Source organism: Dokdonia donghaensis DSW-1 (assembly GCF_001653755.1).
In the GTDB taxonomy this organism is placed as follows: domain Bacteria; phylum Bacteroidota; class Bacteroidia; order Flavobacteriales; family Flavobacteriaceae; genus Dokdonia; species Dokdonia donghaensis.
Genome location: NZ_CP015125.1, coordinates 2,880,646 through 2,906,769 on the forward strand (window position 1 = coordinate 2,880,646; position 26,124 = coordinate 2,906,769).

26 protein-coding genes and 1 other RNA gene are annotated in these 26,124 nt (G+C 38.8%); 20 read left to right on the plus strand and 7 right to left on the minus strand.

Going from position 1 to position 26,124, the window contains the following annotated elements:
* Nucleotides 1-4 precede the first annotated feature (4 nt).
* The 5 genes from I597_RS12640 (at nucleotide 5) to prfB (ending at nucleotide 3,744) form a co-directional block, all read left to right on the plus strand.
* The gene (locus I597_RS12640) at nucleotides 5-481 is read left to right on the plus strand and encodes a hypothetical protein (protein WP_035325079.1); all 477 of its coding nucleotides are present in this window, start codon (nucleotides 5-7) and stop codon (nucleotides 479-481) included.
* 266 nt (nucleotides 482-747) lie between these two features.
* The gene (locus I597_RS12645) at nucleotides 748-1,335 is read left to right on the plus strand and encodes a hypothetical protein (protein ID WP_035325080.1); all 588 of its coding nucleotides are present in this window, start codon (nucleotides 748-750) and stop codon (nucleotides 1,333-1,335) included.
* 54 nt (nucleotides 1,336-1,389) lie between these two features.
* Nucleotides 1,390-1,833 (plus strand): GNAT family N-acetyltransferase, encoded by a 444-nt coding sequence (locus tag I597_RS12650; RefSeq protein WP_035325081.1) that lies wholly within the window; start codon nucleotides 1,390-1,392, stop codon nucleotides 1,831-1,833.
* 34 nt (nucleotides 1,834-1,867) lie between these two features.
* The gene (trmD, locus tag I597_RS12655) at nucleotides 1,868-2,545 is read left to right on the plus strand and encodes a tRNA (guanosine(37)-N1)-methyltransferase TrmD (protein WP_035325083.1); all 678 of its coding nucleotides are present in this window, start codon (nucleotides 1,868-1,870) and stop codon (nucleotides 2,543-2,545) included.
* A 91-nt stretch (nucleotides 2,546-2,636) separates the two neighbouring features.
* A protein-coding gene (gene prfB, locus I597_RS12660) for a peptide chain release factor 2 (RefSeq protein WP_152594941.1) occupies nucleotides 2,637-3,744 on the plus strand; the annotation gives its coding sequence in 2 pieces (ribosomal slippage) (nucleotides 2,637-2,699 and nucleotides 2,701-3,744; 1,107 coding nt in all).
* A gap of 73 nt (nucleotides 3,745-3,817) precedes the next feature.
* Here the strand turns inward: prfB and I597_RS12665 are convergent.
* Nucleotides 3,818-4,459, minus strand: a complete 642-nt coding sequence (locus I597_RS12665; protein ID WP_236626632.1) for a CPBP family intramembrane glutamic endopeptidase — start codon at nucleotides 4,457-4,459, stop codon at nucleotides 3,818-3,820.
* Complete coding sequence (locus tag I597_RS12670) at nucleotides 4,456-4,914, minus strand: Lrp/AsnC family transcriptional regulator (protein WP_035325086.1); 459 nt, start codon at nucleotides 4,912-4,914, stop codon at nucleotides 4,456-4,458. The genes I597_RS12665 and I597_RS12670 overlap by 4 nt, the downstream gene beginning before the upstream one ends.
* 191 nt (nucleotides 4,915-5,105) lie before the next feature.
* Between I597_RS12670 and I597_RS12675 the strand changes: the two genes are divergently transcribed.
* From I597_RS12675 to ribB, 11 genes are all read left to right on the plus strand, one after another.
* Nucleotides 5,106-6,320: an aminotransferase class I/II-fold pyridoxal phosphate-dependent enzyme gene (locus I597_RS12675; protein ID WP_035325087.1), complete on the plus strand. Its 1,215-nt coding sequence runs from the start codon at nucleotides 5,106-5,108 to the stop codon at nucleotides 6,318-6,320.
* A gap of 238 nt (nucleotides 6,321-6,558) precedes the next feature.
* Nucleotides 6,559-8,022, plus strand: a complete 1,464-nt coding sequence (locus I597_RS12680; RefSeq protein WP_035325089.1) for a Na+/H+ antiporter NhaC family protein — start codon at nucleotides 6,559-6,561, stop codon at nucleotides 8,020-8,022.
* Nucleotides 8,023-8,195: 173 nt separating this feature from the next.
* Nucleotides 8,196-8,840, plus strand: a complete 645-nt coding sequence (locus I597_RS12685; protein ID WP_035328706.1) for a peroxiredoxin — start codon at nucleotides 8,196-8,198, stop codon at nucleotides 8,838-8,840.
* Between the two features lie 13 nt (nucleotides 8,841-8,853).
* Nucleotides 8,854-9,168: a thioredoxin family protein gene (locus tag I597_RS12690; RefSeq protein WP_035325090.1), complete on the plus strand. Its 315-nt coding sequence runs from the start codon at nucleotides 8,854-8,856 to the stop codon at nucleotides 9,166-9,168.
* Nucleotides 9,149-9,406, plus strand: a complete 258-nt coding sequence (locus I597_RS12695) for a DUF6952 family protein (RefSeq protein WP_021778616.1) — start codon at nucleotides 9,149-9,151, stop codon at nucleotides 9,404-9,406. The genes I597_RS12690 and I597_RS12695 overlap by 20 nt, the downstream gene beginning before the upstream one ends.
* Nucleotides 9,407-9,569: 163 nt before the next feature.
* Complete coding sequence (gene tpx / locus I597_RS12700; protein WP_035328708.1) at nucleotides 9,570-10,070, plus strand: thiol peroxidase; 501 nt, start codon at nucleotides 9,570-9,572, stop codon at nucleotides 10,068-10,070.
* Between the two features lie 142 nt (nucleotides 10,071-10,212).
* Nucleotides 10,213-10,539 (plus strand): diacylglycerol kinase family protein, encoded by a 327-nt coding sequence (locus tag I597_RS12705; RefSeq protein WP_021778614.1) that lies wholly within the window; start codon nucleotides 10,213-10,215, stop codon nucleotides 10,537-10,539.
* A 175-nt stretch (nucleotides 10,540-10,714) separates the two neighbouring features.
* On the plus strand, nucleotides 10,715-13,180 hold the full coding sequence (locus I597_RS12710; RefSeq protein WP_035325092.1) for an FtsK/SpoIIIE family DNA translocase: 2,466 nt from the start codon (nucleotides 10,715-10,717) through the stop codon (nucleotides 13,178-13,180).
* Nucleotides 13,181-13,186: 6 nt separating this feature from the next.
* Entirely contained in the window at nucleotides 13,187-13,906 is a 720-nt protein-coding gene (lolA1, locus tag I597_RS12715; RefSeq protein ID WP_081964969.1) for an outer membrane lipoprotein periplasmic chaperone LolA1, read from the plus strand.
* 63 nt (nucleotides 13,907-13,969) lie between these two features.
* Entirely contained in the window at nucleotides 13,970-15,628 is a 1,659-nt protein-coding gene (locus I597_RS12720) for an LptF/LptG family permease (RefSeq protein WP_081964970.1), read from the plus strand.
* A 74-nt stretch (nucleotides 15,629-15,702) separates the two neighbouring features.
* A complete protein-coding gene (gene ribB / locus I597_RS12725) occupies nucleotides 15,703-16,839 on the plus strand; it encodes a 3,4-dihydroxy-2-butanone-4-phosphate synthase (protein ID WP_035325094.1) in 1,137 nt (378 codons plus the stop codon).
* 167 nt (nucleotides 16,840-17,006) lie between these two features.
* Here the strand turns inward: ribB and ffs are convergent.
* Nucleotides 17,007-17,105, minus strand: an RNA gene (ffs, locus tag I597_RS12730) — signal recognition particle sRNA small type.
* Nucleotides 17,106-17,189: 84 nt separating this feature from the next.
* On the opposite strand from ffs, the gene I597_RS12735 reads away from it, so the two are divergent.
* The 3 genes from I597_RS12735 (at nucleotide 17,190) to I597_RS12745 (ending at nucleotide 20,682) form a co-directional block, all read left to right on the plus strand.
* Nucleotides 17,190-18,251 (plus strand): glutaminyl-peptide cyclotransferase, encoded by a 1,062-nt coding sequence (locus I597_RS12735; RefSeq protein WP_035325095.1) that lies wholly within the window; start codon nucleotides 17,190-17,192, stop codon nucleotides 18,249-18,251.
* A gap of 91 nt (nucleotides 18,252-18,342) precedes the next feature.
* Nucleotides 18,343-19,086 (plus strand): carboxypeptidase-like regulatory domain-containing protein, encoded by a 744-nt coding sequence (locus tag I597_RS12740; protein WP_035325096.1) that lies wholly within the window; start codon nucleotides 18,343-18,345, stop codon nucleotides 19,084-19,086.
* Between the two features lie 42 nt (nucleotides 19,087-19,128).
* The gene (locus tag I597_RS12745) at nucleotides 19,129-20,682 is read left to right on the plus strand and encodes a hypothetical protein (RefSeq protein ID WP_035325097.1); all 1,554 of its coding nucleotides are present in this window, start codon (nucleotides 19,129-19,131) and stop codon (nucleotides 20,680-20,682) included.
* 1 nt (nucleotide 20,683) lies between these two features.
* On the opposite strand, the gene I597_RS12750 is transcribed toward I597_RS12745, so the two are convergent.
* The 3 genes from I597_RS12750 to smpB all read right to left on the minus strand — a co-directional run bounded on the left by I597_RS12750 (nucleotide 20,684) and on the right by smpB (nucleotide 24,465).
* A complete protein-coding gene (locus I597_RS12750) occupies nucleotides 20,684-23,161 on the minus strand; it encodes a DUF5686 and carboxypeptidase regulatory-like domain-containing protein (protein ID WP_035325098.1) in 2,478 nt (825 codons plus the stop codon).
* 28 nt (nucleotides 23,162-23,189) lie between these two features.
* Complete coding sequence (locus tag I597_RS12755; RefSeq protein ID WP_052111731.1) at nucleotides 23,190-23,924, minus strand: peptidase associated/transthyretin-like domain-containing protein; 735 nt, start codon at nucleotides 23,922-23,924, stop codon at nucleotides 23,190-23,192.
* 79 nt (nucleotides 23,925-24,003) lie between these two features.
* Nucleotides 24,004-24,465 carry an SsrA-binding protein SmpB gene (gene smpB, locus I597_RS12760; protein ID WP_021778605.1) on the minus strand — a complete coding sequence of 154 codons (462 nt, stop codon included), beginning with the start codon at nucleotides 24,463-24,465 and terminating at the stop codon, nucleotides 24,004-24,006.
* A gap of 173 nt (nucleotides 24,466-24,638) precedes the next feature.
* On the opposite strand from smpB, the gene I597_RS12765 reads away from it, so the two are divergent.
* Nucleotides 24,639-25,388, plus strand: a complete 750-nt coding sequence (locus I597_RS12765) for a DUF6503 family protein (RefSeq protein ID WP_035325099.1) — start codon at nucleotides 24,639-24,641, stop codon at nucleotides 25,386-25,388.
* Here the strand turns inward: I597_RS12765 and I597_RS12770 are convergent.
* Nucleotides 25,385-25,918: a SixA phosphatase family protein gene (locus I597_RS12770; protein ID WP_035325100.1), complete on the minus strand. Its 534-nt coding sequence runs from the start codon at nucleotides 25,916-25,918 to the stop codon at nucleotides 25,385-25,387. The two genes, I597_RS12765 and I597_RS12770, sit on opposite strands and share 4 nt — an antisense overlap.
* Nucleotides 25,919-26,124: the final 206 nt, after the last annotated feature.

Here is a 26,124-nt window from a genome sequence, read left to right on the forward strand (position 1 = left end):
ATGAATGAGAAGAATATTATTCACAATTTTAGCGGCATTAGGGATAAATATTGGAGCAAAATCCCAAATTGAAAAGCTAGATAGCGGATTAAAAAACACCCTGAAAATTACGGCTGACCGATTTGAAAATAAAAATCACGCATTCCTGATAAACTTAGCGAAAGACAACACTGTTATAATGCAAGTTATCCACGGAGCATTAATCGAACAAACAGCCACAGCAGAAAACTCTTTCAATTACTCTATAAATCTGACTTTTGACAACGAAATGGAAAAGTTGGCTAAATTCCGAACGCTGGAAGTAGTTGAGGACTTTGAATATTACGAATTTGACGGAATTCCGTGTTTCGTAATGAATTTAGGAAACGACCAAGAGAAAACCCAAAAAGTGTTATTGGAAATATTAAATAAAGTTTACGGATTTGAAAACTCAGATATATTTGAGTTCGAAATTTATGATCAAGGACCACTCAGACGCTAAAAAACGTGTGGCAACCAAAAACTGAGAAAAAAACATCCATTACCGCAAAGCTTAGTGCTGCTTTCAAATTAAACTTCTTCTAGAATTCCTCAGTCATTCTTCCTCCATACTCCCTACTATTTCCCTCCTACTCCATAAAAAGAAGCAACATCTTGAGATATAATTTTATTTAAAAAGTCCAAAAGATGTATTTTCACGTACTTTTGTAAACTGCGATGGGATACATCGTCGTTTTTATATAAAATATCATTTAATTTTTCAGATTTATGAACGCTATTACAAAGGCTTTTGCTTTTATATTCCTCCTTTCTTTTACCGCTGTACAAGCACAAGATGCCTCAAAGAGTATTGATGATCAATTTACAGAGGTTATAGATGGTTCAAACAATTACCAGCAATTTAAGGTGATTGAAAAAGTAAAAATGACCCGCCTACAGCAAAACACAAAAAAACGCATAGACGGCCTACAGGCAGAGATAGAAAATCTTAAGTCAGAAATGGCACAGCAGCAAGCAGCTGCAGCACAGGTAAGCACAGACCTTGCTCAAACACAAGCCACACTAGAAACTACAGAGGGTGAGAAAGACTCAATGAACTTTTTTGGCGCTCAAATGAGTAAAGGCAACTACAACACGATGGTATGGAGTATAGCAGGTGTCCTTTTACTTGCCTTATTATTTTTTATATTCAAATTTAGAAGCAGTAACGTACTTACTAAAACAGCACAGCACAAACTAGATGAAACAGAAGCAGAGTTTGAAGATTACCGCCGTAAAGCCTTAGAAAAAGAACAAAAACTAGGTCGCCAGCTACAAGATGAGCGCAACAGAGCTCTTAAATCTTCAAAAGGGTAAGCACTCGTTTTATTAATACTATAAAATCTGTACTTTAGGGTATAGATTTTTTTTATGCACATACGCCAGGCCACACTTTCAGATCTTGAGTTTATCATTCCGCTCTTTGACGGGTATAGACAGTTTTATAAACAACCGTCAGATATAGAAGGGGCTCGCTCCTTCCTTAAAGAACGGTTTGCACATAATGAGAGTATCATTTACATCGCTCATACTGCAAGTAATCTGCAGGAGCTAGTAGGTTTCACGCAAGTGTACCCCCTATTTTCTTCGGTAAGTATGGAGCGTATGTTATTGCTCAATGATTTATATATTCATCCAGACCATAGAGGAAAAGGTATAGGTACCTTACTTATAAATCGTGTTAAAGAGTTATGTACAGCCACTGGGCAGAAAGGCATTGCATTACAAACGGGTACTACAAACCCGGCACAAAAACTTTATGAGCGTCTAGGCTTTACAAAAGACCCCGATTTACATTACTTTTGGGCTCGCTAGCGCAAGACCTCCCTCGCATTACAATTGTATACTTATGAGAATAGATATTATTACCGTCGTACCAGAGTTATTAAAGAGTCCTTTTGAGGCCTCTATAATGCAACGCTCTATAGCAAAAGGTCTGGTAGAAGTACAGTTTCACAATTTGCGAGACTATACAGATACTAAGTACAAGCAGGTAGATGACTACCAGTTTGGCGGTGGCGCGGGTATGGTTATGCAAATTGAGCCTATAGATAAATGTATCTCTAAGCTCAAATCTGAGCGTGATTATGACGAGGTGATTTATATGACTCCAGATGGTGAGACGCTAGACCAAGGGATGGCAAACACGCTATCGCTTAAAGGCAACATTATCATACTATGTGGTCATTACAAAGGTGTAGACCAGCGTGTGAGAGATCATTTTATTACCAAGGAAATCTCTATAGGAGACTACGTACTAAGCGGTGGCGAGCTAGGCGCTCTTATACTCTGTGATGCTGTGATACGTTTAATTCCTGGGGTGCTAGGTAATGAGACTTCGGCGCTTACAGATAGTTTTCAAGATGGATTACTCGCTCCACCTATTTACACGCGCCCAGCAGATTATAAAGGATGGAAAGTCCCTGAGATTCTCACCAGTGGCAACACTCCTAAGGTAGAAGAGTGGCGAGAAGAACAAGCCTATTTAAGAACAAAAGAAAGAAGACCAGACTTACTAGAGGGGTAATGAGTACGCTTTCGCGAAAGCGTAACAACACACAACCTCAACACCTAGAAGTTTATAGCATTTTAAATTACATACCCAGCAAGGGAAGCATATGATTACAACAGACCACATAAAATCACTCCAAGAGCGCGTAGACGGCTTAAGGAGATATCTTTGACGTAGATCGTAAACGCATCGAGATACAAAACGAAGAAGAAAAAACCTTTGACCCAAACTTCTGGAACGACCCAAAAGAGGCTGAGGCCTTTATGAAAACCTTACGTTCAAAAAAGAAATGGGTAACAGATTATGAGCAGGCACAAACCTTTGTAGAAGACCTAGAGGTGCTCTATGAGTTTGCAAAAGAAGGCGAAGCTCCAGAAGAAAATGTGCAAGACCGTTACGACAAGGCAGCTAGTTTTATAGAAGATATTGAGTTTAGAAATATGCTTTCTGAGGAAGGTGATGAGCTTAGCTGTGTCTTACAAATAACTGCAGGTGCCGGTGGTACAGAGAGTTGCGACTGGGCATCTATGCTTATGCGTATGTACTTAATGTATGCAGAAAAGCAAGGCTGGAAGGTAAAAGAGCTTAACTTTCAAGAAGGTGATGTAGCGGGTATAAAAACGGTATCGCTAGAGATAGAAGGTGAGTTTGCCTTTGGCTGGCTTAAAGGCGAAAACGGTGTACACAGACTGGTGCGCATCTCCCCTTTTGATAGTAATGCAAAACGTCATACCTCATTTGCCTCTGTATATGTCTACCCACTTGTAGATGATAGTATTGAGATAGAACTCAACCCAGCCGACTATGATATTGTGACGGCAAGATCTTCTGGTGCGGGAGGACAAAATGTAAACAAGGTGGAGACTAAGGTCCAACTTACGCACCACCCTACAGGCATACAAATCTCTTGTTCTGACTCACGCTCGCAACACGATAACCGAGCAAAAGCATTACAAATGCTACGCTCTCAGTTATACGAGCTAGAGCTACGCAAGCAAATGGAAGCCCGTAACGCGATAGAAGCAGATAAGAAAGCCATTGAGTGGGGATCACAAATACGCAATTACGTACTCCATCCTTACAAGCTTGTAAAAGACGTACGCACCGCAGTAGAGACGGGTAACACAGATGCCGTACTTGACGGAAATATAGACCTTTTCTTAAAAGGATATCTAATGATGATGGGACAAGAGGAAGCGAGTGATGAGCTCTAAAGAATCTGAAGTATACATTAATAAAAAAGCCAATCTCACGATTGGCTTTTTTATTATCTAAGGAGTATTTTTTTCAACACGCCTCCATCCCTGGGAAGGCAAGCATCTGCCCCATCCCTACTGTAAATAACCAGTTACCATATAAAGCGTGCTCTATAGATACCAGTGTGGTAGATCTTGTTTTCTTATAGGTGTAGGCAAATAATAACCCTCCTATAAAGGTGAGTACCATCACTAAGGTATTACGTAAAAACAAGTGTGCCATCGCAAACACAATCGCATTTACCACTATGAGCAATCGCTTGTCTTTAAAGAAACTATCATAACGGTTGAAGAAAAAAGTTCTATAAATCACCTCTTGTGGCCATACTGATAAGAAGGTGTATACTAGCAATATCATCACCCATAATTTTGGGTTACTCTGTGGTACACAAAACAAGCTAGAAGGCTGTACAACATAAACATATATTGTGGTTACAATGGCTATGACAGCTAGCTTCACAGCCGTTTCTTTAAAAAAGGACGGCCAGTTTATTGAGCGCTCAAGCTTAAACTTTACCGTCTTACTTCTATAAAGCATCACCAGTAAATATGTAAAACCTATTAAAACCGAGGCTACCTTAATCTTAAAGTCGTATGGTAACAAAAGACTTAATGGTAGTATTATGAATAATATAAAAAACTCTGTGAGTACATAATACTTGCCATTCATCATACCGTGATTGTTGTAGTGTTTTTTACCTCGCTTATCGTAAACGAGCTCTGTGTACTCCCTATATACTTAAGGGTAGTAAGCTTAGTCACCATAAAATTACGAAAATGCTCCATATCTCTTACCAGCACTTTGAGTAAATAATCATAGTCACCACTTACGTGAAAACACTCTAACACCTCATCTAGCGCGGTCACCTCTTTTTCAAAAGAGTCTATGGCATTTTGAGCGTGCTTCTCTAGCTTTACGTGGCAAAACACCTGAAAACCTAGCCCTACGATATCCTTATTAAGAAGTGTAATATACTGTGCGATCACTCCAGAGCGCTCCATCTTTTTTACACGCTCATAAATAGCAGTTACAGAAAGATTAAGCTTTGCAGAAAGCTCTTTGTTTGTGATTTTGGCGTCCTGTTGTAGGTATCCTAAAATCTTTTTGTCTAGTTCATCAAGTTTCATCATAGAAAAATTATCAGTATTTGGGGTAAACTTATGCTTTCGCGAAAGCGAAATTCTAATTATTTACAATAATACAGTTTAATTATCTATATATCTAACTCACTATTGATTAAATATCTACATATACATACATTTACGTTATAAATAACAAGTATTTACACAAACTAATCTATTCAAACACTTAGCGCCTTATGAAATTTAAACCCGCAAACGAGATTCAAGATTTACAGTATTTTGGAGAATTTGGAGGAGTAAACCCTTCTATTTCAGACAGCTCAACCTACACTTTTCTATCGGCAAAAACAATGTTTGACACCTTTGAAGGTAATGCAGATGGATGTTATTTATATTCAAGGCACAGCACGCCCTCTAACCTTTACCTAGGTGCAGCACTAGCTGCAATGGAAGGAACAGAAACGGCAAATGTTGCTGCAAGCGGGATGGGAGCTATCACTCCTACGCTATTACAGCTATGCCAGGCTGGTGATCACGTAGTATCAAGCCGTACCATTTATGGAGGAACCTATGCCTTCTTAAAAAACTTTGCTCCTAGACTAAGCATCACGACGAGCTTTGTAGACATTACAAATCTGGAAGCAGTAGAAGCTGCTATTACAAAAGACACAAAGGTGCTCTACTGTGAGTCTGTGAGCAACCCACTACTCGAGATTGCAGATATTGAAGGGCTCTCTGCCATTGCAAAAAGACATCACCTTAAGCTAGTGGTTGATAATACATTCTCACCACTGTCTATATCTCCTGTAAACCACGGTGCAGATGTGGTGATACATAGTCTTACTAAGTTTATAAACGGCTCTTCAGACACGGTAGGTGGCGTGGTGTGTGGTACACAAGAGTTTATAGATGAGTTACGTAATGTAAATGATGGAGCAAGTATGCTACTAGGCCCTACTATGGATAGTCTGAGAGCAGCCTCTGTGCTTAAGAACTTACGCACTCTACACATACGTATGATGCAACATAGTCACAATGCTATGTATCTCGCAGAGCGTTTTGAAAATCTAGGGTTAAGAACGGTATATCCAGGACTCCCTTCTCACCCTAGTCACGAGGTTTTTAATAGACATATGAATGAAAAGTACGGGTACGGCGGTATGCTTACGGTAGATGTAGGATCACTAGAAAAGGCAAATGCGCTTATGGAGTTAATGCAAGAAAGAAACCTTGGTTACCTAGCCGTAAGTTTAGGGTTTTATAAAACACTCTTTAGCGCGCCAGGAACCTCTACTTCATCAGAAATTCCAGAAGATGAGCAAGCAGCTATGGGACTTACAGATGGTCTTATAAGGTTCTCAATAGGTCTTGATGCAGATATAGAACGTACCTATGAGATGATGAAATCTTGTATGGAAGAGATAGGTGTTTTGGTTCCAAAAATGGCTTAACACTTTATCTTTAATAATTTTTTGCGAGCTTACGGTAACCTCCTGTAAGCTCGCATTGTTTTTTTATAACACAAGAAGTATTGCTCTATACAGTCTAACTAACTATAACAAAGAGTGATAGATTCTCACCTCTTTTAATCTAAGAGATGAGCGTGTAATGAGAGCTATGAGCTATTTGCTCTCACACCTTGCAAAATACAGGCTATTATTGTAACATTACCTATACAAAACACACACAATGAATAACAATCTAGAAGAGCAAAAAAACCATCATATTGTAGATAATCGTGAACTAAATTTGTGGGAGGCTCTTATCCCAGTTGTTATTCTAATGGGGCTTCTAGCGTATAATATTTTTCTTAAAGATGGTGAGTGGCTTGGTGAGTATTCTAATCAATACATCCTTCTTATGGGAGGAGCTGCAGCCGCAGTGGTAGGCTTTCTTAATAAATCTACACTAGGCACAATGCTCGCCGAAGTTTGGGAAAATCTTAAAAGTGTTTTTGTACCTATTGTCATATTATTTCTAGTAGGAGCGCTTGCCGGTAGCTGGCTTGTGAGCGGTATTATTCCAGCAATGGTATATTACGGCCTCCAGGTGTTAAACCCTACTATCTTTTTACCAGCCTCTGTAATTATTGCGGCCATTATCTCCATTGCAACAGGTAGCTCTTGGACCACCTCTGCCACTGTAGGTATTGCTCTTATAGGTATAGGGCAAGCGCTGGGCATAGATGCAGGTATGATAGCCGGAGCTGTGATTTCTGGTGCATACTTTGGTGATAAAATGTCACCACTAAGTGACACGACTAACCTAGCTCCCGCAATGGCAGGCACAGACCTTTTTACGCACATAAAGTATATGACACTTACTACAGTACCTACTATAGTAATCACGCTACTCGTATTTATTATTATAAGCCTTAATATAGACACCACAGGTACGGCAGATGTCACAGAGTTACTAGCTGTAATAGATGACACCTTTAATATTACTCCTATGCTTTTTATCGTTCCAGGTGTGGTAATCGCATTGATCGTTACAAAGACAAAACCACTCATTGCGCTAGGAATAGGCGTCGTGCTTGCAGCCATATTTGCTTTTATCTTTCAACCAGAAATACTGGAGGGATTATCTAACTCAAAGGTAAGTGCAATACTCACAGCTATCTGGACAGATACTGCTATAGAAACACCTAACGCTACCCTTAACGAGCTTTTTAGCGCGGGAGGTATACTAGGTATGTTATGGACGATATTGCTTATATGTTGTGCGATGGTTTTTGGAGGAATTATGGATGGTATAGGTGCACTATCTAGAATTACAAAAGCGCTACTTAGTGTCGCAGACACGGTTTTTGGTCTTTTTGCTAGTACAGTAATCTCTTGTCTGGGTCTGAATGCTATTGCTTCAGATCAATATCTTGCGCTTGTCATCCCTGGTAAAATGTTTAAGAAAGCCTACGAAGACAAAGGACTTGCTCCAGAAAACTTATCTCGTACACTAGAGGATTCTGGGACGGTTACCTCAGTACTCATCCCTTGGAACACTTGTGGAGCGTACCAAAGTAGTGTCCTTAATGTAGGTGTAGCAGAGTACTTTGTTTTTGCCATCTTTAACTGGCTCTCGCCATTTATGACACTCATTTTTGCAGGATTTAATATCAAAATCAGACAGATTAAGGATGCAAGGAAAGCATAAGGAGGTTTTTTACGCTTTCGCGAAAGCGTAATGTACACGTTTACAGCACTTCATAATCTAGTATAAGAAATACTAATACTACTATCAACTTATTACATTAAAGGTCTTTTTTAAAGCTCTATTTGGTGGGTACTTTTGCACTCTCAAATTACGAACATAAAAACCTTAAAATAATGACACTAGTTGGAAAAAAATTCCCAAACCTTCCCGTAGATGCAATGGATGAAATGGGGGATACTTTTAAGATCAACATCTTAGAAAAAGCAAAAGAAGAAGGAAAGAAAATCATTCTTTTCTGGTACCCAAAAGATTTTACATTTGTTTGTCCTACAGAGCTTCACGCTTTTGAAGCAGCAAAGCAAGCATTTGCAGACCGTAATACAATCGTAATAGGTGCATCTTGTGATACTCCAGAAGTACATTTTGCGTGGTTAAACACTGCAAAAGATAACGGAGGTATAGAAGGTGTAACATACCCTATACTTGCAGACTCTAACCGCAACCTTGCAAACCAGTTAGGTATTCTTGACGTGACTAACGAGCGTTTTGATGAAGAGACTGGAACTGTACTTGTAGATGGTGACAATGTAACTTACAGAGCGACTTACCTTATTGATGAAGAGGGTACTGTTTTTCACGAAGGTGTAAACCATATGCCACTGGGTCGTAACGTATCTGAGTTTTTAAGACTTGTAGATGCATACACGCACGTACAAGAAAAAGGAGAAGTTTGTCCTGCAAACTGGGAAGATGGTAAAGAAGCGATGAACGCAAACCGTGATGGTGTAGCTAGCTACCTTGCTGCTCACGCAAACTAAAAAAACAGAAGCTATGATTCAAGAATTAGATCAAGATAATCTTAACCAGATTGTTGCCGAAAATGAGACCGTTGTCGTACAATACAGTGCTACCTGGTGTGGTAACTGTCGTATTATGAAGCCTAAGTTCAAGAAACTAGCTTCAGAAAACGAAAACGTAAAGTTTGTTATTGTAGATGCAGAGAAGAATCCTGAGTCACGTAAAATGGCTACAGTAGATAACCTTCCTACATTTGCAACGTTTACAAAGGGATCATTTACTAATCAAGTACAGACTAACAAATTTGATGTACTTAAAGACCTTGTAAATGAAGTTACCAGTAATTAAGCACCTCGTAGGTTTTATAGAAGAAAACGATCAAGATTTTCTTATTGAAACGGTAGAGACACTTGAGCACCTTACAGAAGTTCCTTCTCTTAAAGATGAAGAGCTAGACGTTATAGGTGAACTTATCTCAAATATGTATGGAGCGCTAGAAGTGCATAAAGATATGCGTAGCGGTACCGCAAAAAAAGAGGCTCTTAACGGCTTTATGAAACGTGTAATGGGGTCTATAGATAACTAAGATCTCTTACTCACGCAACCTAATTAAAAGTACAACCGCCACTGGCAGTTGTACTTTTTTTATTCTCAATGTAAGCATACTAGAGCAACTTGATAAACAATTGTTAAGCAGGTGGTAAATGGTAGTTTTTGTCTTACTTTTACGAGACAATAAAAAAAATGAAATGGCAACAATAACACTAGGCGGCAACGCAACACAAACTGTAGGCGAACTTCCAAAAGTAGGAACAGCAGCTCCAGATTTTACATTATCAAAAAACGATCTTTCTCCAGCAAGCTTATCAGACTATAAAGGGAAGCGTGTGGTACTTAACATCTTTCCATCTGTGGACACAGGTGTATGTGCACAATCTGTACGTACGTTTAATGAAAAAGTTTCTAGCGCAGAAAATACGGAGGTGCTTTGTATCTCTCGTGACTTACCATTTGCTCAAGCACGTTTTTGTGCAGCAGAGGGTCTAGATAATGTACACACCTTATCTGATTTTAAAACAGGAAAGTTTGGTGAAGACTATGGAGTTACTATCGCAGATGGTGGTTTTGACGGCTTACACTCAAGAGCCGTAGTTGTTCTTAATGAAGAAGGGCAAGTAGTTTATACAGAGCAAGTTCCAGAAGTAGGTCAAGAGCCTAACTATGAAGGTGCAATGAACGCTCTTAAATAATATAGAATATACATAAACCTGCCTGAGCTTGTACAACTACGTATAATCTGGCAGGTTTATTTATGTACTATTGTAACCACTTCACACTATAAAAAACCAAACACACGTGCCTATAAAATTTATAACAGGAAGACTCAAAGGGATGAAATACTCGCTACAAGGCGGTATACAACTCATACGCTCTGAGGCAAGCATACAGGTACAATTTGGTGTGGCTATACTTATTACCATTGCTGGTTTTTATTACAACATAAGCCGTACAGAGTGGATTGCTCAAACCCTATGCATAGGCTTGGTTATGACTGCAGAAGGACTTAATACCGCGATAGAAGGTATTGCAGATTTTATACACCCAGATTTTCACGAAAAAATAGGCCGCATTAAAGATATTGCTGCAGGTGCTGTAGGTATCGCTGCTTTAATAGCTGTTATAATTGCCGGAATTATCTACATCCCTAGAATTTTTTAAAAAATCTACATACATTTTTTGTAATAAGCCGCTTTTAAATGGCAGCATCTCAAGAGGATATTACCCTAAAAATATACTTATACAGAAACGTTAAACAAGGGCGCATAAACCCATAAAAATTCCGTTTCAATATTGTATTTTTATATCCACTCAAAAAACAACCTCGAGCGCTTCTATGGCAAAAAAGAAAACCACGGCAAAAAAAACCAAACCTAAAACCCCTAGAAAACCTATTTCCTTTAAACTGTCGCGCCAGCAACAGATTATACTTGGGAGTTTTCTATTCTTTTTAGGCCTTGCCCTACTCTTTTCTTTTATCTCGTATCTCTTTACCTGGAAAGCAGACCAGAGCCTGCTACAAACAGGCACCAGAGAAGATAACGCCTCTAACTGGCTCTCGCTAGTAGGAGCTCGCATAAGTCACTTCTTTGTATACAAAGGTTTTGGTATCCCTGCACTCACCATCGCCGTACTTACCGCACTAACAGGTGTGTATTACTTTTTTGATTATGCAAAAGGTGCACTTAAGAAATTTTGGTTTTGGGGTATCCTTTTAATGTTATGGCTTGCTGTATTTCTAGGCTTTTTTAGTAACAGTAATGACATACTAGGTGGTACAGTAGGTTATGAAATAAACGATTTTTTACAAGACTACCTAGGGCTTACAGGTGCCATTATCGTGATGACTTTCCTCGCGATTATTTACCTCGTGCTACGTTTACGACTTACACCAGAGCGTGTGAGCACCTATTTTAAAGAAAAGAAAAATGCCCTTGCAGGCGAGTTTGTTTCAGATGCGACTCCAGAGCCTGTTATTGTAGATAACTCATCTACTTATGAGGCACAAGAAATCCTTAAGGGAAGTACTACTGGTGGAGATGAGACCGCTTTCGCGAAAGCGGAAACAGAAACACCTCCTACAACCACCTCAACATTTGAACAAAATGTACAAAACTTGCAACCTACACTTACTAAAAAGACACCTGAGGTAGAAAGCAGCTTTGAAGTTACCCAAGCTCCAGAAGAGGAAGAAGTTATCCCTACCCCAGAAACTGTAGTCGAGGTAGAGGTCGAAAAACCAGTCGAAGAAGAAGAACTTACAGATAACCTGAGTTCAAAGCTGGTAGAAGATTTTGGTGAATTTGACCCTACGCTAGAGTTGGCAAAATTTAAATTTCCACCTATAGACTTATTAAAAGACTACACAAACGGACAGGGAATTACCATTAATCAAGAAGAACTTGAAGAGAATAAAAACCGTATTGTAGAAACGCTCAACAACTACAAAATAGGAATCTCAAACATAAAAGCAACCGTAGGTCCTACCGTAACTTTATACGAGATTGTACCAGAAGCGGGTGTACGTATTTCAAAAATTAAGAATCTAGAAGATGATATTGCACTATCACTAAGTGCACTTGGTATACGTATCATTGCTCCTATCCCTGGTCGCGGTACGATAGGTATTGAGGTTCCTAATAAGAATCCTCGTATTGTAAGTATGCGCTCTGCGGTGGCTAGTAAGAAGTTTCAAGAAGCAGAGATGGAGTTGCCACTTACACTAGGTAAAACCATCTCAAACGAGACTTTTGTGGTAGATCTTGCAAAGATGCCTCACCTACTTATGGCAGGTGCTACGGGACAAGGTAAGTCTGTAGGTCTTAATGCAATCCTTACCTCATTGCTATATAAAAAACACCCTGCCGAGGTAAAGTTTGTACTGGTAGATCCAAAAAAGGTGGAGCTTACTTTATTTAATAAAATAGAACGACACTATCTCGCAAAACTTCCAGATACAGAAGAGGCTATTATCACAGATAACTCAAAGGTGATTAACACACTCAACTCTATGTGTATAGAGATGGATGCTAGATATGACCTTCTCAAAAATGCAATGTGCCGTAATATTAAGGAGTACAATGCAAAGTTTAAGGCAAGAAAACTCAATCCAGAAAACGGCCACAAATTTTTACCATACATTGTACTGGTAGTAGACGAGTTTGCAGATTTAATTATGACTTCTGGTAAGGAAGTAGAGACTCCTATTGCCCGTCTTGCACAGCTTGCTCGTGCCATTGGGATACACCTTATAATCGCAACACAACGTCCTTCTGTAAATGTTATTACAGGTATTATTAAGGCAAACTTCCCAGCGCGTATCGCCTTTAGAGTAACTTCAAAAATTGATAGTCGCACCATACTTGACACCTCTGGAGCAGACCAGCTTATAGGTCGTGGGGATATGTTATACACTCAGGGTAATGATGTTGTGCGTATACAATGTGCTTTTGTAGACACTCCAGAAGTAGAGCGCATTGTAGAGTATATAGGTAATCAAAAAGCATATCCAGATGCGCACTTACTGCCAGAGTATGTAGGTGAAGAGAGTGGCACAAGTCTTGATATAGATGCATCAGATAGAGATGCACTTTTTCGTGATGCTGCCGAAGTTTTGGTCATAGCTCAACAAGGTAGTGCCTCACTATTGCAACGTAAACTTAAATTAGGATATAATCGAGCAGGTAGAATCATAGATCAACTAGAAGCTGCAGGTGTGGTAGGACCTTTTGAAGGTAGTAAAGCACGACAGGTTCTAGTTCCAGATATGATGGCTCTCGATCAACTCCTTAACAATGAATAAACCAAGATGAAGAAGAGATTATTTTTTTGGCTGGCACCTATACTATTTAAGAAGGTCTTAGTTCCAGTCGCAGTAAAAGGGTACAGAAAATTTGCAAAGCGTGCAATGCCAGTGGTATTGTTGTTATTTATGACCGCTTTCGCTAAAGCGCAATCTGTACAAACACTCCTTAAAGAGGTGGACACTAAAGTTAAGAGCTACGATAACATAGCAATAGACTTTAAATATGCCCTTAGCAATGAAGCCGAAGGTGTAAATCAAGAGACTAAAGGTAACGTAGTAATGGCAGGTGATAATTACAAGTTGTCACTTATGGGTACGACACAATTATTTGACGGGACAAACGTCTATACCATTGTACCAGAAGATGAAGAGGTAACCATAAGCGCGATGAGTGATCAAGATGAAAATGCAATCACACCGTCTAAGATGCTTTCTTTCTTTAATGAAGGATACACGCAAAAGATGGATATCAAGCAAAAAGTAAATGGTAGAGAGATACAATTTGTAAAACTCACACCTATGGATTCTAATAGTGATGTGAAGTATACTTTACTGGGTGTAGATGCACAAACTAAGCACATACACAAACTTATTATTACCCAAAACAATGGTACTAAAGTGACAATAACGGTTAACTCTTTTAAGACTAACCAGCCACTTGCAAAGAGTACTTTTACTTTTGACAAGAGTAAATACACAGACTATTACATTAATAAATTATAACAGTAGATACTAGAGCTAAGGGCGCAGACTTCTTATTTTTGTCTGCGCCTTTATCATTTATAAATGAAAATACTTGACCGCTATATCTTCTTTACGTTTGTAAAAACGTTTTTGAGCATCTTTACCATATTGATGTTCATTTTTGTTTTACAAAGTGTCTGGTTATATATACAAGAACTCGCAGGTAGAGATCTGGACTTTAATGTGATACTAAAGTTTTTACTCTTTGCAATGCCTAGCCTTGTAACGCTCGTACTACCTCTTTCTGTACTACTTACGAGTATAATGACCTTTGGAAACTTTGCCGAAAACTATGAGTTTGCTGCAATGAAGTCTACTGGAATCTCATTACAGCGGGCAATGAAGAGTCTCATTTTCTTCATTGTATTTTTAGCAATTGCTTCTTTCTTATTTGCAAATTATGTAATCCCCGCATCACAGGTTGAGTTTAGAAACCTACGTAATAATATAGGTAAAATGAAACCTGCTATGCTTATACGCAGTGGCCAGTTTAATGAAATAGGTGATGACTTTAATATGCGCGTGGCAGAGAAGTATGGTGATAGGGATCAATATCTCAGAGATGTTGTCATACATCAAAAGGAAAAAGGACGACTAGGTAACTATACAGTTATCGTTGCAAAAGAAGGAGAACTTATAAGTTCTATAGACTCCCCTACCCTCTCACTACAACTTAAGGAAGGTAACTACTACACAGAAGTACAAAAGAAGAAAACAAAAGAAAAACTCAAAGAGCCTTTTGCAAAGAGTTATTTTGAGACATACACGCTCAACATAGACCTAAGCGCACTAGACAGTGAAGATCTAGATGCTAGAGATATAAATAACACCTACCAGATGATGGATATTGTACTACTAGATTCTAGTATTACAGCCTTATCTAAAAGATTTGTAGAAGACAGAGCAAAATTTACAGACAAGTATGTGAGTCGTGTAAAACCACCTACTGTAGACACCCTTTACCAAAGTAACGTCGAGCAGCAAAGTGCTGAGATAAAAGAAGCTATATTAGACAACTACGAGATTAAAGATCGCGTGCGTATTTTAGAAATTGCAAAGTCTAATATAAGCAATACCATTGCAGATATAGAAAACAGAAAAAAGGTACTACAGGTAGATGTAAAACGCTTAAGTAAGTTTGAGATTTCTTTACACGAGAAGTATGTGCTAGGCTTTAGTTGTATTCTTCTCTTTTTTGTGGGAGCTCCGCTAGGCGCTATTATACGTAAAGGTGGACTAGGCTTGCCTATTGTAATAGGTGTGGTGCTCTTTCTTACCTTTCACTTCATAGGTATTTTTGCGAAAAATAGCGCAGAAGATAACTCAATAAGTCCGTTTATTGCGAGCTGGTTAAGTACCTTTATTTTATTTCCGCTGGGCGTGTATCTCACCTACAGGGCTACGACAGACCAAGGCATCTTTGATGTAGATATTATGCCTAAGTTTATTAAAAAACTATTTGCAAGACCTAAGAAGAAAGCCATCAATATTGACGCCCTAGACTTGAGCTACTCAATAAGTGATGAACAAGAAAAAATGCTAGACAGCCTTTCTTCAAACCAGCTCAAAGACATTGTAAAAAACTATAAAGAATCTGGACACTCTACAGATGTGCGCAAGGCTGCTATCTCAAGACTAGGCAAACTAGGGATTACCTTAGAAAATTTAAAAACACAAGGGTATTTTACTGATAACCTATAAGGGTATCTAGACTAAATGAATATCCATTATATACACACGTTCTTGTATCTTTGTACAAAACGTTACTCATACAAATGACAGCACCTAGAACGATACAACTACACACTATAGAAGAAGCCATTGAAGACATAAAAAATGGCAAAGTTATTATAGTTGTAGATGATGAAGACCGAGAAAATGAAGGAGACTTTGTAGCGGCAGCAGAGACAGTAACACCAGAGATGATTAACTTTATGGCTACGCACGGGCGTGGTCTTATCTGTGCTCCTATTACTGAGGATCGTTGTGAAGAGTTGCAACTCAATATGATGGTAACGAGCAACACAGACCCTATGGAGACGGCCTTTACCATCTCTGTAGATTTAAAAGGTCAAGGGGTAACCACCGGTATATCTGCCTCAGACAGGGCAAAAACCGTACAAGCACTTATAGACCCGCACACTAAACCTTATGATTTAAGTAGACCGGGACACATTTTTCCGCTTAAGGCAAAAGAAGGTGGTGTACTGCGTCGCACAGGTCACACAGAAGCCGCAATAGATTTTGCTAGACTTGCTGGTTTTAAACCTGCAGGAGCCATCGTAGAGATTATGAATGAGGATGGTACAATGGCACGACTCCCACAACTTATGGAGGTGGCAGAAAAGTTTGACCTCAAAATTGTTTCTATAGAAGATCTAGTGGCCTACCGTATGAACCACGATAGCCTTATAGACAAGAAAGAAGACTTTGAGATAAAAACTCGTTTTGGAGATTTTAGACTTCGCGCTTATGAGCAAACCACAAATGACACTGTGCATATCGCACTTACAAAAGGTGGATGGGAAGATGATGAACCAGTACTAGTGCGTGTAAACTCTACTCAAATTAACAACGACCTACTAGGCACGCTTACCAATAATCCAGATGCCAAACTAGACGATATGTTTAAAGCCGTAAATGAGGCTGGCAAAGGAGCTATAGTTTTTATAAATCAAGAAAATGCATCGGCAAATTTATTGGGACGATTAAGTGAGCTCAAAAACATTCAAAAAGATGGAGTAATGAAAGCTCCTAATATTGTTATGGACTCAAAAGACTTTGGTATAGGTGCACAGATTTTACACGATCTACGCATTTCTAAAGTAAAACTTATGACTAACAGCGAGGGACTTAAACGTATCGGTATCGTAGGCTACGGTCTTGAGATTGTAGAACGCGTAGGGTACTAAGACCTATTTATCATATACTTAAAAAGCCATCTCAATAAAGAGATGGCTTTTTTTATGGGTTTTAATTACGCTTTCGCGAAAGCGTAAAAAAGAAAATCTCAAACATCATTACTGGTGTTTGAGATTGTTATATATCATTGTCAAATTACTTGACTTGTGCGCAAAAAAAAAGGCAAGCTACCTACATCACACCGCTACGACCATCTACCCTTGCTGCGTTCCCACCCTGGGGGATTCGACAGGAGCTGGTTGTGTAGGACTTGCCGCTGCAAAGATATAGCTTCTTTGAGAAGTCACAAGGTTTTTTAGCCCGATTTTTTGTTTTAAATTGCTATAAAATTCAACAAAAAATGACAGCAAAAGCTAAGCACCTCATTCTATTCATATTACCGCTACTTTTAATCGGTTGTAGCGACACAGGTTCTCTAGATGGAAACTATACTATTACTACAGATGCACAAAAAAATGCTATCAAAAATGGTGGAGAAATAACCATCTCGCTTAAAGCGAAAAAAAATATCGCATTTGACTCTGTTTCATACGCCTTTGACGGGAAGCGCATAGGTTCAAGTAAAGGTCTTGAGGGTGTCACCACTACCCTATCTTCTCAAAAACTTGGGCAACGCGAGTTGAGCGCTACTATTTATGCCGGAGGAGAAAGTACGACCACAACACAAAAACTAAACATTTTACATACAAAAGCGCCAAAAGTATATGGCTATAAAATCATAAACAGATACCCACACCAGACAGATGCCTATACACAGGGTCTAGAATTTGTAGGTGATACACTGTATGAGAGCAATGGTAGTTATGGCGAGTCTAACCTGAGAAAAGTAGATTACAAAACTGGAAAAGTACTTAAGGAAGAAAAACTAGACAAAGCATACTTTGCCGAAGGGATGACCATTATAGGCGATAATATATACCAGCTTACCTGGAAGGGTAATACTGGCTTTATTTACGACCGTAATACATTTGAGACTACCGGAACTTTTACCTACAATAAAAGTAGAGAAGGCTGGGGGCTTGCAAATGATGGTAAAGTAATTTACAAGTCTGACGGAACTAGTAAAATCTGGACCTTAGACCCTTCTAATCTATCTGAACAATCGTATATAGAGCCTACTGACAATACAAAGGTTACTAGCAAACTCAACGAACTAGAATGGGTAAATGGTAAAATATATGCAAACAATTATCAAGTAGACCTTATCTCTATAATTGACCCTACAACAGGGGCGCTAGAAGGTCTTATTGATTTACGCACGCTCAAAAACGAAGTGCAAAAACTTACAGATCCAGCAAATGAGGTTCTTAATGGTATTGCCTATAAAGCAAACGAGGGGCGCCTTTTTGTAACCGGTAAACACTGGAACACACTTTTTGAAATAGAGATTGTAGAAAAATAGGTCGTTCACTCACCACAACAGCCTGTTTACTCATTTATGATACTGGCAAGGCGCTTGATTAACTAGATTTACATCAGTTAATCAAGATATTATGAAAAAGCCTATCGCCATCACCATCCCAAAACCTTGTCACGAAGACTGGGCAAAAATGACACCTGTACAGCAAGGTAAACACTGCGCTGTATGCAATAAAGAAGTTGTAGACTTTACAGCCTTTACTAAGGATGCCCTGTATAAACGCATCACTAAAGGCGATCATCTTTGTGGTCGTTTTAGAAAAGACCAGCTCGATACGCCTATCTATGCAACGCGTGATAAAGGCAGGAGCTTTGCTCAAGCAGCAGCGGCACTGCTTGTCCCTATGGCAATGTTTTCGGTTGCAGAGGCATCTGGACAGACTACACCTGAGACTATAATTATGGGTGATATTGCACCGGTAGAACTTCCTATAAAAAAATATGATAGTTTGGGTATAGGTACGCTTTCGCGAAAGCAAAATGCACCGCAGAAGCTTATTACAATCACTGGTACTGTAACAGACTATAATGGTCCTCTTGCCGGCGTAACCATAAGCGTAGAAGGAACCTCTAGAAATTACAAAACAGATTTAAATGGTAATTATAGTTTAAATGTCTTTTCTGGGGAGATAATAACTTATAGCTATCTAGGTTTTCAAAATCGAGAAATAAAAGTAGGTTCACAACTGGAGATTAATGTAAACTTTCAAAAAGAAGAGCGTGTCCTCCCTCAAATTATTATGGGCAGAGTAAGCACAAAAAGCCACAAGCAGCTAGAAAAAGAACTACGCGAAAAGAAAAAAAACAAGAAGCAATAACACCGCTCTTAAAAAGTTATATTTGTTACAAACTATAACTTAATGCGCAGTCTTTACTTTCTTATTGCGCTTGCCGGTATAATTACGGTAAGCTCTTGCCGTAATGATTTTGAAACCACTCCTAGTACAGGTAATTTAGAATTCTCAAGAGATACCATTTTTCTTGATACGGTGTTTACAAACATAGGCTCTAGCACGTATAACCTTAAGGTGTATAATCGCAGTGATGAGGCAATCTCTATACCATCTGTACGACTAGGCCGTGGTCAAGACTCAGACTATAGACTTAATGTAGACGGTGTAGCTGGTAAAGAGTTTGAAGAAGTAGAAATACTCGCAAACGACAGTATTTTTGTGTTTGTAGAGACTACCCTAGATATCAATGAAGTAGGTAATGCCTCAAACGAGTTTTTATATACAGATGTTATTGAGTTTAATAGTGTGGGTGCCACACAAAATGTAGAGCTGGTAACGCTTGTAAAGGATGCCATTTTTCTATTTCCGGAGCGTGATGGTGCTACAGGTATGGTAGAAACACTTACTGTAAATAATGTAGAAACTACGCTAGAAGGACGTTATCTTATGGATGACGAACTTACTTTTACAAACGATAAACCTTATGTGATATACGGTTATATGGCTGTAGGTGATCCAGACGGCTCAACAGCAAAAACCTTAACTATAGAGGCTGGAGCCAGAGTGCATTTTCACGCAGATAGTGGTTTACTCATCGCAGATAATGCAACACTAGCTATAAATGGTGCACTAAGCGCAGATCCCATAGCGCTAGAGAATGAAGTGATTTTTGAAAGTGATAGACTAGAGCCTGCATTTTCTAACGTGCCTGGCCAGTGGGGAACCATATTACTTACAGATGGTAGTGTAAATAACACAATTAACTATGCGACTATAAAAAATGCTACTGTAGGGATATTAAATGAGGCTGCACCTACTGCCTCTGGGCCTAGCCTTACACTCACCAATACTCAAATTTACAACGCCTCTGCTGTAGGTTTACTTAATAGATTTACCTCTGTAGATGCTTCAAACACCGTTATTAATAATTGTGGGCAATTCTCTATGCTAGTACAACTAGGTGGTATTTACAATTTTACGCACTGTACCTTTACAAACTACTGGACGCAAAGCTTTAGAGATACGCCTGCTGTATTTTTAGACAATACGTTACAAACGCAAGAAACTCTACTTGTAGGAGACCTCGCGCAAGCAAATTTTACTAACTGTATCGTGTACGGAAACCAAGGTGAAGAAATAGGTTTTAACCAAGATACAGACGCAAACTTTAATTTTAAATTTACAAACTCACAGATACGATTTGATGATGTTTTTGGTGATTTTATAGGAGACCCACTGTATGATTTTACAAATGTAAATTTATATCAAGATATCATACGGGGTGAAGAACCAGACTTTTTACTCCCTACAGAAAATATGTTACAAGTAGGTGAAGATACTGCTGGTAACGGTTTTGGTTTACAGAGCGCTGCAAATGCCGTTCCTACAGATATTATTGGGACTAACAGAACACTGTCTCCAGATATAGGTGCTTATGAGAGTATTATACTTCCAGAATAATTTATAGACTCAAGCCTATAAGAAAAGCACCCTTATTTCCTCCTAGTGCACCTTGACCATACACGTAGTCTACACGCAGTAATCTAAATTTACCCCAACCTACGTTGCTTAGACCCACATTAAACTCACGATACAGTCTTTGGTCTTGAGTACTTAAAAGGTGTGCGCCGGCTACAAGATTAAAATTGAGTTTATTTATACCCGGTATTTTACCTAGAATCCATCCTTTAAAGTTATGCTCTGCGTGTGCCTCAAAGTAACCTGTATTTGTACTGCGCTCATAATAGGGCAAGACATTAAACCTATTTATAGCACCAGGCTCAAAGAGCACTGTCTCATTACCATTAAAATGCTGTCTATCTACAAAACTTATCTCATCTCCAGTGCCTAAAAATGTGCCTGCACGCAAATCATATGATAACCTCCCTTTATTACCCACATTAAACTCTTGCTGAGCAACAATGCGTAATTGATCAAAATTATAATCGGCATTCGAGGCACCAAAGCCTTTCTCATATACTAGCGTTATAGCTGGATATCTTTCAGACTGTACATTAAACTTTCCGCTAGGGTAACTATAATACTTTTGCCCAAAGTTTATCGTTGCACTTGTAAAAAACTTCCCTATGCGATGTGTTGTGATTGCAGCACTCCCATTACTTAATGGAGCTAGAGGATTATTGCTGGTAAACTCACGATCATCACTAGGAAAAAATGTTTGATCTGTCGTATTAAAAACGGGGTTTCGTTTCTCATAAGCTAGAATCGCATTTACTCGTAAACCATTAACGAGCTCTTGGCCGTAGGCTATTTGTGCAAATTCTTTTTCGTAGTACTTTGCAAAATTCTTTTCTCTAAGGAGTGAGTATGCAGTATTAAATATAGGGCGTATAGGTTCGGCATTATTGAACTGTTGTAGATCTACACCTCCTGTAAGGCTTACCACTGCCCTATTTGTTCTATTAAAACGCCTTGTGACTCCTAAGGTATAACGTAGTTGGTCTTCAGAAAAGCCGTAGTTCGCTTTCGCGAAAGCGTAAAAAGTCTTTGTATAATCATCATCACTCCAGCTTGAATAACTGGCTTGCAGGCTACCATTCCAGCCCTGTACAGTATTGTACTGAATAGCCTGTAAAGGTGAAGAAACTCCTACTCGCCATCTGTTATAGGTGTCTGTGTAGTCATACCCAAAAACAGGTGAGGTTAACTTAAAACGGTTACCTCGTGCATCTATGCTATCTAGGTACTTCTTTGATTTTCTAATGACCTGTATGCTATCCTTTTTTACATAATCTTCTTGCTCTAAAAGTGTGAGTGGTACTGGGCGTCTTTGATCCCAGAAGGTACTGTCTTTTTTATTTGCATTTTGAGAAAAAGATAAAATCTCTGCCGAGAAAGAGTTTTTGCCAAATGCCGGATTAAAATTATAATCTGAGTAAGCAGCTGTAAATCTCCCGTCACCTTTAAGCCCTAAAAAGCCAAAACTAAAATCTATGACCTGAGAGATTTTTACCCATTGCTTAAGCTCGTCCTCATATTTAAAATTCTGTTTAAAATTAAGAGATTCTATAAAAGGCACTTGTATGGCGGTACCATCTGTATGTAAATCTACACCGTATAATTGCCAGCTATCTTCTACTATATAAATAGTGCCTGTAAACACACGGTCATTAACACGTCTAGGTGTTACAGTTATCTTATTTACGAGCTGGTTGTTTTCATAAAAGGTACCTTCTAGGGTGTATTTGTAATAAGAAAACGCATTTGACGCTATGGGAGATACGATTTGAGCATTGAGATTTAATGTATTTTCATAAAAAGAAAAATTTGCATCACTAGCGGTATTAAAGCTAAAACCGTTGTCATCACCACTTACCTTACTTGCCACAATCACCTCACTAAAGTTATCTGGACGCTGGTATTTTATATCTGATATAGTCTCACTAAGGTAGATTATACCGGTACGTGTAGAGTCTAGACCACCACCTAGGTCACCTACTTCTTGTCCTAGTATTTTATCTGGAGCATCTTGTACTTGCCATAGCCCACGAGAGTAAAACTTTGCAGTATACTCTCCTATGACATCAAGATTCTTCTTTCGGTTTGCTATGGTTGCACGTATTATTCTATCGGCAGGGTTGACACCTGCTTCAACTATAACTTCATCTAGAGAGGTTGTTGCCTCTGTCATTACAATGTCTAAGACTACTTGTGGCGACCCTATCTCTACCGTACGTGTGATGGTCTCAAAACCTAAAAATTGAAAAACCACGACCATCTCCTTACCTTGATCTTCTCTTTCTAGAAGGAGCTCGTAAGCCCCATCACCATTTGTAGTAGTCCCTCTATTTGAGTTTTCTATGTATACGTTTACAAATGGGAGTTGCTCTCCATTTTGGTTTGTCACAACACCTGTAATTTGCGCTATGAGGGTTGATGAAAACAGTGTTAGGAAAATGATAAAGTAATGTGTGCGCATATGTTGACTTTTTGATTTGATGAAATGTTTACTCTTTTACAAGCCTAAGATACTGCTCACAGAGCCAAAGCTGTACCTGCAACTCATTTTCTTGATGAGCTTTACTTTGAAACTCTGGTAGATCTACTAGGTAATTTATAAACTGTTTAAGCTCATCTTCTGTAAGCTCAAAACGTTCTCTCAAAAACCGTGCATATTTTTCCATCATAAGGTCATATGCTGCTATTTCTTTATCTATAGCCACATATTTTTTGAGTCGTTTGGTACGACCGCTTATGGCATTTATAATAGGGTCCAGCTGGAGACTACCACCTAGAAGACCTAGTAGATGAACTGGTTTAAAATCACCAGCTGTTTGTAGCCTGCGCTCATTTGTAGTGGGTATGGGGCGTTCTCCTTGTATAATCCCCACGCTTTGAACGGTGATTTTTTCACTACTCGTTAAAACTACTTCATCTAGGGTATTCTCTTTTTCTTTGAGTACTATACTTAAAAATGGATGTGATGCCAGCTCTTCAAAGATTACAACATATTGATCTCTGGCACTTAAGTGAGTAACAAGTAATACGTCACCTTTATTTACAGCCATCACAAAACGACCATCACTATCTGTAGTAATACTTTGTTGCGAGTTGAGATTATTTACGTGTGCGCCTTCTAGTCTAAAGTCGCCTATTTTTACCTCTCCTTGGGTAGATAGTGGGAACTGGGCAAGGCATACCTGAGCACAGCATAAAAAGAGAATAAAAAGCCTAATGACCATAAGAAGATTTCTAACTCAAAAAAAGCTAGAAATTTATAAAGAGCTGCCCAACAAATTGTTAAACTCTTAACCGTGGTCGTTAATTATTAAAAGCCTTTTTAATTCTATCAAGATTTTTCTTGTTGTCACGATCCTTAATGGTCTCGCGCTTGTCGTACGTTTTCTTACCCTTAGCTAGTGCAATCTCGAGTTTTGCAAAACCCTTCTCATTTGTAAAAAGTCTTAAGGGTACAATGGTAAGACCAGATTTATTGACCTCACGCTCCCATTTTTTAAGTTCGCGCTTGTTAAGAAGTAATTTGCGTTCACTCTTAGGGTTATGGTTAAAGTAAGTAGCGTGAGAGTACTCTTGTACGGTCATATTAATTACAAACATCTCTCCTTGATCATTAAACTCACAAAAACTCTCGGCTATAGAGGCTTTACCCTCTCTTATAGCCTTAATCTCTGTACCTGCAAGTACAATACCCGCAACGAGCCTATCAAGTATCTCGTATTCAAAACGAGCTTTTCTGTTCTTTATGTTTACCGTATTTGACATTCTTACAAAGATACAATGTTACACGATTAATACTCATTTACGCTCTTAAAAAATACGAATGCACAGCCCGTCTTGAGCACTTTTAAAATTATGGATTGTATTTTTGTATCCCTTTCATATAAATGTAAGCACATCTATCACCTCTCGACTATATACTCCATATAACTAGCACTATGCACAGATTATTTTATATCGCTTTTTTACTATTACTTGCTACAAGTTGTACAACGCCAGCGCCTACTGCACAAGAGATTGTAGATAAAGCCATCGCTGCGTCTGGTGGTGAGGTAATTGCAAACTCTAGCATACATTTTAAATTTAGAAAGTATTACTACAGAGCTACTAGAAAAGACGGGTTGAGAACATTAGAACGCTGTACAGACGCTGCTTGTCAAGTACAACAGGATGTTATAAAAAATAATGGAGAGTTTGTACGCTTTCGCGAAAGCGTACCTACAACCCTTCCAGATAGTATGAAAAATCGCTATGCAAATAGTGTAAATTCTGTACACTACTTTTCTGTATTACCTTATGGCCTTAATGACCCAGCTGTGCGCAAGTCTCTTGTAGATGAAACCGTTGTAAAAGGAGAACCTTACTACCGCATTAGGGTTACGTTTGCCCAAGAAGGTGGTGGTGAAGATTTTCAAGATGAGTATATGTACTGGATACACAAAAACCGCTACACGGTAGACTATCTTGCATATAATTACCAAACCTCAGAAGGTGGGACACGTTTTAGAGAGGCTTACAATGAGCGTATTATAAACGGCATACGCTTTGTAGATTATCGCAATTACAAGCCAGAAGAGCAGTATCCACCATTGCAAACACTAGATGCTCTTTATGAAAACAATAATCTTGATTTACTTAGCATTATTGAACTAGAGGATGTGGAGGTCTCTAGTTGTCCTGCTTGCTAGTCTATAACTAGTGCTTCTTTTTTCTTAACCAGGCCGTTACCTTCTCCCACAAGCTGCACGTGGTAGAGATGAAAATACTCAGACTCGTCTATTTCTTTAAACGCGTCTGGCTCACCATATACAGCATTTGCAAAGTTTGGTGTTGTATTACTGTGGCCTACTACCACAACATTAAGCCCCGTAGTCGCAAGTGTAAAAGCTTCGTCATTTAAAGCTCTGGGATCATATTTTTTTATAGCTAGACTATTTGCCTTTACCGTAGGCTCTGCCGTGCGCATAGTGCGTAAATAGTTTGTAGAGTAAACAGCGTCTATATCCTTATCTGTAAAAAAATCTTTCCAGCGCTCTGCACGCGCCTCTCCTTCTGGAGTGAGATCTGGATTACTGTTAGACGGATCACTTAGCACTTTTTCGGCGTGACGAATGAAGTAATAATTAGTCACCTGCTCGGTAGTTGCTTTGTTTTTCTTCTGTCCATCACAGCTTACAGAGACGGTAATTAATACGAGTAATACTAAGAGTTTGCGCATTTTTAAAATTATTTTATACTCAAATATACATTTTTGTAAGGTCTTCTCTTTCTTAGCGACTTATATTATGTCTTTCGCCCTTATATGTGTGACAGATGAAAAAATCTGCTATGAAAGAGCAAAATCCGTTTCTTATTAAGAAACGGATTTTGTGTTTTATTATACTAAGAAGTGTTACGCTTTCGCGAAAGCGTAAAAAAAAACAC

Coding starts and splice junctions, on each gene's coding strand:
- I597_RS12640 (WP_035325079.1), top strand. CDS start 5: ATGAGAAGAATATTATTCACAATTTTAGCGGCATTAGGGATAAATATT.
- I597_RS12645 (WP_035325080.1), top strand. CDS start 748: ATGAACGCTATTACAAAGGCTTTTGCTTTTATATTCCTCCTTTCTTTT.
- I597_RS12650 (WP_035325081.1), top strand. CDS start 1,390: ATGCACATACGCCAGGCCACACTTTCAGATCTTGAGTTTATCATTCCG.
- trmD (WP_035325083.1), top strand. CDS start 1,868: ATGAGAATAGATATTATTACCGTCGTACCAGAGTTATTAAAGAGTCCT.
- I597_RS12665 (WP_236626632.1), bottom strand. CDS start 4,459: ATGATGAATGGCAAGTATTATGTACTCACAGAGTTTTTTATATTATTC.
- I597_RS12670 (WP_035325086.1), bottom strand. CDS start 4,914: ATGAAACTTGATGAACTAGACAAAAAGATTTTAGGATACCTACAACAG.
- I597_RS12675 (WP_035325087.1), top strand. CDS start 5,106: ATGAAATTTAAACCCGCAAACGAGATTCAAGATTTACAGTATTTTGGA.
- I597_RS12680 (WP_035325089.1), top strand. CDS start 6,559: ATGAATAACAATCTAGAAGAGCAAAAAAACCATCATATTGTAGATAAT.
- I597_RS12685 (WP_035328706.1), top strand. CDS start 8,196: ATGACACTAGTTGGAAAAAAATTCCCAAACCTTCCCGTAGATGCAATG.
- I597_RS12690 (WP_035325090.1), top strand. CDS start 8,854: ATGATTCAAGAATTAGATCAAGATAATCTTAACCAGATTGTTGCCGAA.
- I597_RS12695 (WP_021778616.1), top strand. CDS start 9,149: ATGAAGTTACCAGTAATTAAGCACCTCGTAGGTTTTATAGAAGAAAAC.
- tpx (WP_035328708.1), top strand. CDS start 9,570: ATGGCAACAATAACACTAGGCGGCAACGCAACACAAACTGTAGGCGAA.
- I597_RS12705 (WP_021778614.1), top strand. CDS start 10,213: ATGAAATACTCGCTACAAGGCGGTATACAACTCATACGCTCTGAGGCA.
- I597_RS12710 (WP_035325092.1), top strand. CDS start 10,715: ATGGCAAAAAAGAAAACCACGGCAAAAAAAACCAAACCTAAAACCCCT.
- lolA1 (WP_081964969.1), top strand. CDS start 13,187: ATGAAGAAGAGATTATTTTTTTGGCTGGCACCTATACTATTTAAGAAG.
- I597_RS12720 (WP_081964970.1), top strand. CDS start 13,970: ATGAAAATACTTGACCGCTATATCTTCTTTACGTTTGTAAAAACGTTT.
- ribB (WP_035325094.1), top strand. CDS start 15,703: ATGACAGCACCTAGAACGATACAACTACACACTATAGAAGAAGCCATT.
- I597_RS12735 (WP_035325095.1), top strand. CDS start 17,190: ATGACAGCAAAAGCTAAGCACCTCATTCTATTCATATTACCGCTACTT.
- I597_RS12740 (WP_035325096.1), top strand. CDS start 18,343: ATGAAAAAGCCTATCGCCATCACCATCCCAAAACCTTGTCACGAAGAC.
- I597_RS12745 (WP_035325097.1), top strand. CDS start 19,129: ATGCGCAGTCTTTACTTTCTTATTGCGCTTGCCGGTATAATTACGGTA.
- I597_RS12750 (WP_035325098.1), bottom strand. CDS start 23,161: ATGCGCACACATTACTTTATCATTTTCCTAACACTGTTTTCATCAACC.
- I597_RS12755 (WP_052111731.1), bottom strand. CDS start 23,924: ATGGTCATTAGGCTTTTTATTCTCTTTTTATGCTGTGCTCAGGTATGC.
- smpB (WP_021778605.1), bottom strand. CDS start 24,465: ATGTCAAATACGGTAAACATAAAGAACAGAAAAGCTCGTTTTGAATAC.
- I597_RS12765 (WP_035325099.1), top strand. CDS start 24,639: ATGCACAGATTATTTTATATCGCTTTTTTACTATTACTTGCTACAAGT.
- I597_RS12770 (WP_035325100.1), bottom strand. CDS start 25,918: ATGCGCAAACTCTTAGTATTACTCGTATTAATTACCGTCTCTGTAAGC.